Source organism: Bradyrhizobium sp. PMVTL-01, from assembly GCF_051861855.1.
Classification (GTDB): Bacteria; Pseudomonadota; Alphaproteobacteria; order Rhizobiales; family Xanthobacteraceae; genus Bradyrhizobium.
Genome location: NZ_CP193982.1, coordinates 7,260,368 through 7,271,395 on the forward strand (window position 1 = coordinate 7,260,368; position 11,028 = coordinate 7,271,395).

At 65.1% G+C, this 11,028-nt stretch carries 7 protein-coding genes; 5 read left to right on the top strand and 2 right to left on the bottom strand.

The window, feature by feature from the left end:
• Positions 1 to 3 precede the first annotated feature (3 nt).
• Genes glgX through treY form a run of 3 tightly spaced genes read left to right on the top strand, consistent with a single transcriptional unit; the run spans position 4 to position 6,618 of the window.
• Complete coding sequence (gene glgX, locus ACRQ5Q_RS34975; protein ID WP_439370163.1) at positions 4 to 2,082, top strand: glycogen debranching protein GlgX; 2,079 nt, start codon at positions 4 to 6, stop codon at positions 2,080 to 2,082.
• Complete coding sequence (gene treZ, locus ACRQ5Q_RS34980; RefSeq protein ID WP_439370164.1) at positions 2,079 to 3,830, top strand: malto-oligosyltrehalose trehalohydrolase; 1,752 nt, start codon at positions 2,079 to 2,081, stop codon at positions 3,828 to 3,830. Before glgX ends, treZ begins: the two co-directional genes overlap by 4 nt.
• Before the next feature lies 1 nt (position 3,831).
• Positions 3,832 to 6,618, top strand: coding sequence for a malto-oligosyltrehalose synthase (gene treY, locus ACRQ5Q_RS34985; protein WP_439394466.1), 2,787 nt, complete (start codon positions 3,832 to 3,834; stop codon positions 6,616 to 6,618).
• Between the two features lie 3 nt (positions 6,619 to 6,621).
• On the opposite strand, the gene ACRQ5Q_RS34990 is transcribed toward treY, so the two are convergent.
• Positions 6,622 to 6,939 (bottom strand): polyhydroxyalkanoic acid system family protein, encoded by a 318-nt coding sequence (locus ACRQ5Q_RS34990; protein WP_439394467.1) that lies wholly within the window; start codon positions 6,937 to 6,939, stop codon positions 6,622 to 6,624.
• Between the two features lie 179 nt (positions 6,940 to 7,118).
• On the opposite strand from ACRQ5Q_RS34990, the gene ACRQ5Q_RS34995 reads away from it, so the two are divergent.
• Positions 7,119 to 7,283 carry a DUF3309 family protein gene (locus ACRQ5Q_RS34995; RefSeq protein ID WP_018318514.1) on the top strand — a complete coding sequence of 55 codons (165 nt, stop codon included), beginning with the start codon at positions 7,119 to 7,121 and terminating at the stop codon, positions 7,281 to 7,283.
• A 66-nt stretch (positions 7,284 to 7,349) separates the two neighbouring features.
• On the opposite strand, the gene ligD is transcribed toward ACRQ5Q_RS34995, so the two are convergent.
• Positions 7,350 to 10,013, bottom strand: coding sequence for a DNA ligase D (gene ligD, locus ACRQ5Q_RS35000; RefSeq protein ID WP_439394469.1), 2,664 nt, complete (start codon positions 10,011 to 10,013; stop codon positions 7,350 to 7,352).
• A gap of 117 nt (positions 10,014 to 10,130) precedes the next feature.
• Here ligD and ACRQ5Q_RS35005 point away from each other — a divergent pair, with 117 nt between their 5' ends.
• Positions 10,131 to 11,012, top strand: coding sequence for a Ku protein (locus tag ACRQ5Q_RS35005; protein ID WP_439394470.1), 882 nt, complete (start codon positions 10,131 to 10,133; stop codon positions 11,010 to 11,012).
• Positions 11,013 to 11,028: the final 16 nt, after the last annotated feature.

An 11,028-nucleotide genomic window follows, 5' to 3' on the forward strand; every position in this document is an offset into this window, starting at 1 on the left:
CATATGCGCCTGACCGCCGGATCGCCCGCACGCCTCGGCGCAAGCTGGGACGGACGTGGCACCAATTTTGCGCTGTTCTCCGCCAACGCGCAGAAGGTCGAGCTTTGCCTGTTCGACGCGCAAGGCCGCCGCGAGCTCGAGCGCGTCGAACTGCCTGAAAGGACCGAGGACGTCTGGCACGGCTATCTCAACGATGTCTCGCCCGGGCAGCTCTACGGCTACCGGGTGCACGGTCCCTACGAGCCCGAGCACGGCCACCGCTTCAACGCCAACAAGCTGCTGCTCGACCCCTATGCGAAGCGGCTCGCCGGACGGCTGGTCTGGAGCGATGCGCATTTCGCCTACCGCACCGGCTCGCCGCGCGAGGATCTGTCGTTCGACCGGCGCGACAATGCACGCGGCATGCCCAAGGCCGTCGTGGTCGACGAGACCTTCAACTGGGGCCGCCGCGAGATCCGGCCGAACATCCCCTGGGAGGACACCATCATCTACGAGGCCCACGTCAAGGGCCTGACGCAGAAGCGGGACGACGTGCCGCCGAACCTCCGCGGCACCTATGGCGGCCTGTCCTCGCCGGCGATGATCGAGCACCTGAAGAAGCTAGGCGTCACCACGATCGAGCTGCTGCCGATCCACAGCTTCGTCGACGATCGCATCCTGGTCGAAAAGAAACTCGCCAATTACTGGGGCTACAACACGCTGTCCTTCTTCGCGCCGGAGCCGCGCTACGCCCAGGACAATGCGCTCGATTCCTTCCGCACCACGGTCGCGCGCCTGCACGATGCCGGCATCGAGGTGATGCTCGACGTCGTCTACAACCACACCGCCGAAGGCAACCACCTCGGCCCGACGCTGTGCTATCGCGGCATCGACAATGCCTCCTATTACTGGCTCAACCGCGAGAACCCGCGCTACTATGACGACTTCACCGGCTGCGGCTCGTCCGTGAACCTCACCCATCCGCGCGTGCTGCAGATGGTGATGGACTCCCTGCGCTACTGGGTCGAGGTCTGCCATGTCGACGGCTTCCGCTTCGATCTCGCCACTACGCTCGCGCGCGGGCCGAACGGTTTTGATCGCGGCAGCTCGTTCTTGACTGCAGTTCGCCAGGATCCGGTGCTGGCGACCGTCAAGCTCGTCGCCGAACCCTGGGACCTGGGCCTCGGCGGCTACCAGGTCGGCGCATTCCCCTCGCAATGGTCGGAATGGAACGACCGCTATCGCAGCGCCATGCGCCGCTACTGGAGTGGCGAAGGCAGCCTGATCGGCGATATCTCCAGCCGCATGACGGCGTCCTCCGACCTGTTCAACCACGACGGACGGCGGCCGCGCGCCAGCATCAACCACATCACCGTGCATGACGGCTTCACGCTCGCCGACCTCTTCAGCTACAACGAGAAGCACAACGAAGCCAATGGCGAGGACAATCGCGACGGCTCCAACGACAACCACAGCAACAATTGCGGAGTCGAGGGCCCGACCGACGATCCGAAAATCCTGGAGCTGCGCCGGCAGCTTCGCAGGAACGTGCTGGCCTGCCTGATGTTGGCGCAGGGCGTCCCGCTGATCCTGGCGGGCGACGAGGTCGGCAATTCGCAGTCCGGCAACAACAACGCCTATTGCCAGGACAACGAGGTCGGCTGGGTCGGCTGGGACAATCTCGGCAAAGATGATGAGGACATGGTCGACTTCGTCTCAGGCCTCGCCGACATCCGCCGCCGCTTCTCGCAGCTTCGCAGCCATCGCTGGCTCGACGGCCGTCCCAAGGACGGTGTCTCCTACGGCGCACTTTGGCTGACGCCTGAAGGTAACGAGATGACGGAGAGCGACTGGACATTCCCGGATGGGCGGTTTCTCTCCTATGTGATGGGGCCGATGGAACCCGGCAGCGCCGCGATCTTTATCGTCCTGAACGCCGCCCCCGAAGAGATCGCATTCAAATTGCCCAAAATGTCCGAATACAAGAGCTGGCAGCAGATCCTGAACACGACCGATGCCAAGCTGAACACCATCGACTTCCCGTCCGGAAGCGACAGCAAGGCGCCGCCGCGCTCCGTGCTCGCCTTCGCGGGGGCGTCATGAGGCCATCCTTCGGGGCGCGGCCAACGAAAGACGGCGTGTCGTTCCGGTTGTGGGCGCCCGCTGCGCGCCGCGTCGATCTCCTGCTCGACCGCAGACACGCGATGCAGCGCCGCCAGGATGGCTGGTATGTGGCCGATATTGCCGGTCTCCCCGCTGGCAGCCCCTACAAATTCAGGATCGACGACGAGATCGACGTGCCCGATCCGGCCTCGGCCTTCCAGCCTGAAGACGTGTTCGGCCCGAGCGAGGTGATCGATCACGACGCCTTCGCCTGGCGCGCACAGGATTGGCGCGGCCGGCCCTGGGAAGAGACGGTACTTATCGAGACCCATGTCGGCACCTTCACGCGCGAAGGCACCTACCGCGCCATGATCGACAAGCTCGATCATCTCGCCGCGACCGGCATCACTGCGCTGGAATTGATGCCGCTGGCCGATTTCGCGGGACGCCGCGGCTGGGGTTATGACGGCGTGCTGTGGTATGCGCCCGACAGCGCCTATGGCCGTCCCGAAGATCTGAAGACGCTGATCGACGAGGCCCATCTGCGCGGGCTGATGGTGTTCCTCGACGTCGTCTACAATCATTTCGGCCCCGAGGGGAATTATCTCGGCCGCTATGCACCGAGCTTCTTCACCGATGCGCATACGCCCTGGGGCAGCACGATCGACTACCGCGTGCCGCAGGTGCGCGCCTTTGCGGTCGAGAACGCGCTGTCCTGGCTGACCGACTATCGCTTCGACGGACTGAGGCTCGATGCCGCCAACCACATCATGGCCGTCCCGGGCGAGCAATCGATGCTGCAGGACCTCAGCGTCGCCGCCGGCGAGCTCGCCAAGGCCACGGGCCGGCACATCCATCTCGTGCTGGAGAACGGCGACAACCGCGCCAGCCTGCTCGACGCCGCACAGGAGCCGCCGAACGGGAAATATCGGGGACAGTGGAACGACGATTATCACCACGTCTGGCACGTGATGCTGACCGGCGAGCTCGCCGGCTATTACGCCGACTACCAGACGCCGCGCATGGACCTCGCCCGCGCGCTGGCCTCGGGCTTCGTCTACCAGGGCGAGATCTCGGAGTTCTGGGGCAAGAAGCCACGCGGCGAGCCGAGCGGCCAGTTGCCGCCCGCAACCTTCGTCAACTTCCTGCAGAACCACGACCAGATCGGCAATCGCCCGCTGGGCGACCGGCTCGAGAGCCTGGCATCGCCGCAGCAGATCGAGGCGGCGCTCGCCGTGACCCTGCTCGCGCCGATGGTGCCGATGCTGTTTCAGGGCGAGGAATGGGGCTCGAGGGTCCCCTTCCCGTTCTTCTGCGATTTCCAGGGCGGATTGGCCGATGCCGTCCGCAAGGGCCGCAAGCAGGAATATGCCTGGGCCTATGAGAAATACGGCGACGAGGTGCCCGACCCGCTCGATCCGGCAACACTGCAATCGGCGGTGCTCGACTGGACCGGCCGCACGCCGGAGCAGAATGCGCGGCTCGCGTTGGTGCGTGACCTGCTCGCGCTCCGCCACAAGGAGATCGTACCGCGGCTGAAGGGCGCAAGCTTCGGTGATGCCGAGGCGGCCGACAATGGTCTGCTCAGCGCACATTGGCGCATGGGCGACGGCACGACGCTGCACCTCGCCGCCAATCTGTCGGACCACGAGATCACCCCCAATGCCAGCACGGGCACGCCGATCTGGGGCGGCGTGATCGGCGATCTCATTCCGCCCTGGTCGGTGGTCTGGCGCCTCGGAGGTTGACATGCCTCCCGCCATTCCCGTTGCGACCTACCGGCTTCAGCTCACCGCGGATTTCGGCTTCGACAAGGCCGCCGAAGTCATTCCGTACCTGAAGGCGCTCGGGATTACGCATCTCTATGCCTCGCCGGTGATGAAGGCGCGCAAGGGGTCGACCCATGGCTACGATACCGTTGACCATGGCCAGCTCAATCCGGAGCTCGGCGGCGAAGCCGGCTTTGCGCGACTGAGCGAAGCCCTGGCCAAGCACGATCTCGGCCTCATCATCGACTTCGTACCCAACCATGTCGGCGTGCACTTCGCCGACAATCCCTGGTGGCTCGACGTGCTCGAATGGGGCCAGGCCTCGCCGCACGCGGTCGCCTTCGATATCGACTGGGACCTCTTGCCCCATCGCGCCCGCGGCGGCGTGCTGCTGCCGATCCTCGGCTCCTCCTATGGCGAGGCGCTGGAGCACGGCGAGATCGAGCTGCGCTACGATGCCGATGAGGGCAGTCTTTCCGCCTGGTATTTCGAGCATCGCCTGCCGATTGCGCCGGAGCGTTATGGCGAAATCCTGCGCGTGATCGTGAAGGAGGCGGACGCCGCCGAGACAGACGCAGGCAAGCACCTGCTCGCGCTTGCGGCGCGCTACACGGGATTACGCCGCCCCAATCGCAAGGAGGCGCCGGGTTTCAAGTCGGAGCTCAAGGAGATCGCGGGCGCCGCCGACATCATCAATCGCGGTCTTGCCGCCTATCGTGCCGCCAAGGACCGTCCCGCGCAGACGCTGGCGCTGCACCATCTGCTCGAGCGCCAGCACTACAAGCTCGGACACTGGCGGCTTGCCTCCAGCGACATCAACTATCGCCGCTTCTTCGACGTCAACGGGCTCGCCGGCCTGCGAGTCGAGGACCCCGACACCTTCGCCGCAACGCATCGGCTGGTGAAGCAGCTGGTCGCCGACGGCAAATTGCAGGGCATCCGTCTCGATCACATCGACGGGCTGCGCGATCCCGCGCAATATTGCCAGCGGCTCCGCCGGCTGGTGCGCGATGCGCAGGGCAAGACAGAACCGTTCTATACTGTGATCGAAAAGATTCTCTGCGAGCACGAGCGTCTGCCGCATTTCGCCGGCGTCCAGGGCACCACCGGCTACGAGTGGATGAACGTCATCACGCAAGTGCTGGTCGACGCCAAGGGGCTGGAGGCGCTGGACGAGACGTGGCGGCAGATCAGCAACCGGCCGCCGCGCCTTGCGCCTTACGTCAAGGATGCCAAGCGGCGCGTGCTGGAGACGCTGCTGACCAGCGAGTTCACCGTGCTGACGCGCCTGCTCGCGCGCATCGCCAACGGACATTATTCGACGCGCGACTTCTCGGCCGACAGCCTGCGGCAGGCGCTCGAGCTCTATGTGCTGCATTTCCCGGTCTATCGCACCTATCTGACCACCGCCGGCGCGACCGCGCATGACCGCAAGCTGATCGACGACACCATCGCGCGCGCCCGCGCCGAATGGTTCGCCGCGGACGAAGGCATCTTCGACTTCCTGCGCGATGCCCTGACCATGGATCTGCTGAAGCCGGGCCGGCCCCCTCACAGCACCCCGCGGGTGCGCCGCTTCGCGCTCAAGGTGCAGCAGTTCACCGGGCCGATGATGGCGAAGTCGCTGGAGGACACCGCATTCTATCAGTTCCACCGCCTGCTGGCGCTGAACGAGGTCGGCGGCGATCCCGCGAGCACCGGCCTCACCGTTCCCGCCTTCCACGAGGCGATGCGGGCGCGGGCCAGGGAGTGGCCGCAAGGCATGACGGCGACCGCCACCCACGACACCAAGCGCGGCGAGGACGCCCGCGCCCGGATCGCGGCGCTGAGCGAAATTCCCGGCGAATGGACCAGCGCGGTATCGCGCTGGAAGGTGTTGAATGCGCCGCATCTTGCGCTCCACGGCCATCTGCGGGCGCCCTCGGCAACGTTCGAATACATGCTGTACCAGACCCTGCTCGGCGCATGGCCGCCGCGGGAACCGCCTGATGCAAGCTTCGTCGAGCGCATCCAGGCCTATGCGCTCAAGGCCGCGCGCGAGGGCAAGGAGGAGACGAGCTGGCTCAACCCGCACGAGGCCTATGAGAGCGGCATCAAGAGCTTCATCGGAAAGATCCTAGATCCCGCGCTGTCTGGCGAATTCCTGGAGGCATTGCAAGCGCTGGCGCACCGCGTCGCGCTGCTCGGCGCGCTGAACTCGCTGAGCCAGCTCACCCTCAAGGCGACGCTGCCGGGCGTGCCCGACTTCTACCAGGGCAGCGAATTCTGGGACCTGTCGCTGGTCGATCCCGACAATCGCCGCCCCGTGGATTTTTCCGCACGCCACGCCGCGCTGACGGTGCTCGACGCGCCGGACTGGACCGGACTGCTCAAGACCTGGCCGGACGGCCGGCTCAAGCTTGCCTGGACGCGGCACCTCCTCAAGTTACGCAACGAGCTCGCCGACGTTTTCGCACGAGGCGACTACCAGAAGCTGGAGGTGCGCGGCACGCACGCCGGGCACGTCATCGCCTTCGCCCGTCGCCGCGGCCGCGCCGCCGCGATCGTCGTGGTCGGACGCCAGTTTGCGCCGTTCACGCAAGCGGGCCGGGAATGGCCGGCAATCGAAAGGTTCGACGCGACGGTCGATATCACGGGCTATGCCGCGGCGGGACTTGCGGGCAATGCACTGCCGATCGCTCGGGCCTTCCGGGGTCTTCCGGCGGCTGTCATTCCGGCCCGTGCGGCAAGCGCCATCAGGCCTGCGCGGCAGCGCGTGAGCGCCTGAAACTCACTTTCCGTCGTCCTTGGTCAGCAGCAACTGCCCGCGCTTCCTGATCGTTGCCTGCGCCATCTCGGCAAAGCGCTGCAACAGCCACGGCAAGACCACCTGAACCTTGACGTGATCGTCGGCGACGTCGACCTGACCGGTCGCGATCTGCCCGAGCGCGCGGATGCGGAAATTCATGCTGTCGCCGCTCCAGCGCTCCTCCTCGAGCTGCATCACGGGAAGGCTGGCGGCCGCGCGGCCAAGCCCGGCCTTGAGCCGGCGTACCGCCTCCTCGCGGCCGAGACGATGCGGAATGGAAACGACAAGCGGTGCTGACATGGTCCTGCCCCGTGCTGGTTGATCCTCACTTAGTGATGCCGGCTGCGACCATAAAGGTTCCATGCAACTTGCACGTCTCGCCCCGTTTCAAAACCGGAACTTTAAAACCTGCGGCAAGTTGCCCCCGCACACGGGACAGGTGCAAACGACCCTTTCCACAAGGGCTGGAGGAGACTCGCATGTCAATCGGCACGATCATTCTGATCATTCTGGTCATCGCCCTGCTCGGCGGCTTCAGCGGCATTGGTGGCGGCCCGTTCTACGGCACCGGCTACTACGGCGGCGGCGGCCTCGGGCTCGTCATCGTCATCCTGCTGATCCTGCTGCTGATGGGACGAATCTAGTTGCAGACGTCGTAGGGTGGGTTGGCAAGCGGTCGCGCGAAGCGCAGTCCGCGAGCGTAACCCACCCTATTTCTTCCCCGCCAGCTTCTTGATCGCGGCCTTGATCGACACCGCCGCATCGTCATAGCCCTCCCAGGCCTTCGACCGCCCTAACAAGCCAGGCACGGTCCGCAGCGTGTATTTCTTCGGATCGAGATCGCTCTTCACCTGCGCCCACGTCACGGGCATCGACACGGTCGCGCCGTCACGCGCGCGGGGCGACAGCGGCGCCACGGCCGTCGACATGCGGTCGTTGCGCAGATAGTCCAGAAAGATCTTCCCCTTGCGCAGCTTCTTCGACATGTTGAGCAGATAGCGTTCGGGATCGTCGTCGGCCATCCACTGGCAGATTCCTTGCGCAAACGCCTTGGCCTCCTTCCAGCTCACCTTGTCGCGCGCGCCGTACAGCAGCGGCACCACCACGTGCAGGCCCTTGCCGCCGGTGGTCTTGCAAAAGCTTTCCATCCCGACATCGGCAAGCCGCTGCCGCATCTCCTTGGCCGCCTCGACGACCTCGGCAAAGTCCACATCCGGCGCCGGATCGAGATCGAACACCAGCCGCCCCGGCGTATCGTAGGCATAGGGCGCGCAATTCCAGGGATGCAGCTCGACGCCGCCGATCTGCGCCACCGCAGCGAGCCCCTCGATCCGATCGATCTGAAGATATGGCTTGCGGTCGCCGGAGACCCGCGCGAGTTCCAGAAGATTGGACGTTCCCTGCATGGCATGACGCTGGAAGAAGCATTCGCCCTTGATGCCGTCAGGGGCGCGGATCAGCGAGCATGGCCGCCCCTTGAGGTGCACGATCATCCATTCGCCGACCGCCTCGAGATAGCGTGCGAGGTCATGCTTGGTGACCGGGTTGCCATCGCCGTCATCAGGCCACAGCTCCTTGTCCGGTTTGGAGATGACGACGCCCATCACTTCGGCGGAGCCGGTGTCCCTGGATCGCTTCACGGTCTTCGCGGCGCGATTCCTCGGCGAGGGTTCGGCGAGCGCGGTGTCGACGGGCGTCTCGGCCTCGACCTCGTCGGCGGGCTTGTCCTGCCGCAAGCCCTTGAACGCTGCCTGGCGGATGTTGCCGTCGGCGGTGAAGCCGGCGAATTCGATCTCGGCGACGAGTTCGGGCTTCAGCCAGTGCACGTCGCGCGTCTTCTTCGGCGCATTCTTGCCGCCAAAGGGACTCTCCTTGCTCTCCATCGCCTTCAGCGACGGCATGATGCGCTTGACCTTGTCGGCGCCAAAGCCGGTGCCGACCATGCCGACGAAGGCGAGATGATCGCCGCGATGCACGCCCGCCATCAGCGAGCGGAATTTGCCGTTGGTGGTCTTGTAGCCCCCGATCACCACCTCATGGCCGGCGCGGCATTTGGCCTTGGTCCAACTCTCGGTGCGGCCGGAGCGATAGGGCGCATCGAGCTTCTTCGACACCACGCCTTCCAGCTCAAGCTTGCAGGCAGATTGCAGCACGGCGTCGCCGCCGCTCTCGAAATGCTCGACATAGCGGATCTGCGCCGACTTGCGCTTGCGCGACTCCAGCAGCTCCTTGAGCCGCGCCTTGCGCTCGCCGAGCGGCAGCCGGCGGCAGTCCTGATTTTCCGCGAAGAGGAGGTCGAAGGCGAAGAAGATGAGGTCCTCGGTCTTGCCGTCGGACAGCGCAGCCTGGAGCGAGGAGAAGTTCGGCGCACCATTGTGATCGAGCGCGACGATCTCGCCGTCGATCATGACGTCCGGCAGCGAAGCCGCCTCCTTCGCGATCGCCGAGAACTTGTCGGTCCAGTCCAGCCCCTTCCGCGTCTTCAACGTGGCCTCGCCGTCCTCGACCCGGAGCTGCACGCGGTAACCATCGAACTTGATCTCGTGACACCAGCCCGCACCGGCCGGCGGCCGCTCGACCGACGTGCAGAGCTGCGGCGCGACGAAATCAGGCATCGCCGAGACCTTCCTGGCATTCGTCGCCGTCGTCGTCTTCCTTCCCGCCTTCCTGGCCTTCAACGCCGTGCGCGGCGCCGGCTGGACGGTCCTGCCTTTCGTCTCCTCGGTTCGATTGGACTGCCACACCGCGTCGGCCTTGCCTTTGGTGCCCTTCGCCAGCATGAACGGCTTTGGCGCGCGGCCCTTGCCCTCGGCGATCTGCTCCATCGCGCGGCCTGAGGCGACCGACTTGTCCTCCTCGAGAATGTCGTTGTCCGCACCCTCGCGGGCATATTCGTCGCGGTGCTTGATCAGGAGCCAGTTGGTGCGCTTTTCGCCGCCGCGGTTGCGCATGCGCACCAGGACCCAGCTGCCATGCAGCTTGTCGCCATGAAGGGTGAACTTGAGGTCGCCCTTTCGATAGCCGGCTTCCGGATTTTCCGCCTCCCAGGTGCCACGGTCCCACAGCATCACCGTGCCGCCGCCATACTGACCTTCCGGGATCGTGCCTTCGAAATCGCCATAATCGAGCGGGTGGTCCTCGACCTCGACCGCGAGGCGCTTGTCGCGCGGGTCGAGCGAGGGCCCTTTCGTCACGGCCCAGGACTTGAACACGCCGTCGAATTCGAGCCGGAGATCGTAGTGCAGGCGCGTCGCGTCATGCTTCTGGATCACGAAGCGGCGCTGTTGCGATGGCGCCACCGCGCTCTTGCCGGATGGCTCGGGCGTCTTCTCGAAGTCACGCTTCTGTCGGTAAGTGGAGAGTTTTTGCAGCACGACCGGTCCCGCTTCTCTTCTGGCTTTCGAGCCTATCACGACAAAAGCCCCACCCGGAACCAAAACCCCATCGCGAGGTTGGAGTTCCAAAACGTCCGGAAAACGTTGGAGAATGGAATGGCCCCCCGCGCCTATTGGAAGGGAACGCTGAAGCTGTCGCTGGTCAGTTGCCCCGTCGTGCTCTATCCCGCGACGACGGCCGCCGAGAAGACCCGGTTTCACATGATCAACCGCGAGACCGGCAATCGTCTCAAGCAACAGATGGTCGATGCCGAGACCGGCGACGTCGTCGAGAGCGATCAGAAGGGGCGCGGCTACGAGCTGCGCAAGGGCAAATATGTCGAGATCGAACCCGAGGAACTGGAGGCGGTGCAGATCGAGAGCAACCACACCATCGACATCGAGAGCTTTGTGCCGAGCGAGGAGATCGACCAGCGCTATCTCAACCATCCCTATTACATCGCGCCCGACGGCAAGGCCGCGGTCGACGCATTCGCGGTGATCCGCGATGCCATGAAGGACCAGGATCGCGTGGCGCTGGCCAAGATCGTGCTCACCAACCGCGAGCACATCATCGCGATCAAGCCGCTCGGCAAGGGCCTGCTCGGCACCACGCTGCGATTTCCTTACGAGCTGCGCGACGAGGACCAGTTCTTCGACGACATCAAGAGCCCGAAGATCACCAAGGACATGGTCGAGCTCGCCGGTCACATCCTGCACACCAAGGCCGCGCATTTCGATCCCGGCGAATTCAAGGACGAGTATGAGAACGCGCTGAAGGCGCTGGTGAAACGCAAGGCCAGCGGCAAGAAGATCGAATTGCCGGAGCCCGAGGAGCGTCCGAGCAACGTCGTCAGCCTGATGGATGCCTTGAAGCAGAGCCTGAAGGGGCGCGGCGGGAAAACGTCGGCGAAGTCGCATGCGCGCCGCGCGACGGGGCGGCAGCGCAGTGCGCGGAAGACGCACCGGGCAGCCGCGAGGCATCGGAAGGCGGGGTGATTTCCTGCGTCATTGC

Excerpts from the sequence above, each read along its gene's own strand:
- treY (WP_439394466.1), top strand. The coding sequence starts at position 3,832 with ATGCCTCCCGCCATTCCCGTTGCGACCTACCGGCTTCAGCTCACCGCG.
- ACRQ5Q_RS34990 (WP_439394467.1), bottom strand. The coding sequence starts at position 6,939 with ATGTCAGCACCGCTTGTCGTTTCCATTCCGCATCGTCTCGGCCGCGAG.
- glgX (WP_439370163.1), top strand. The coding sequence starts at position 4 with ATGCGCCTGACCGCCGGATCGCCCGCACGCCTCGGCGCAAGCTGGGAC.
- treZ (WP_439370164.1), top strand. The coding sequence starts at position 2,079 with ATGAGGCCATCCTTCGGGGCGCGGCCAACGAAAGACGGCGTGTCGTTC.
- ACRQ5Q_RS34995 (WP_018318514.1), top strand. The coding sequence starts at position 7,119 with ATGTCAATCGGCACGATCATTCTGATCATTCTGGTCATCGCCCTGCTC.
- ACRQ5Q_RS35005 (WP_439394470.1), top strand. The coding sequence starts at position 10,131 with ATGGCCCCCCGCGCCTATTGGAAGGGAACGCTGAAGCTGTCGCTGGTC.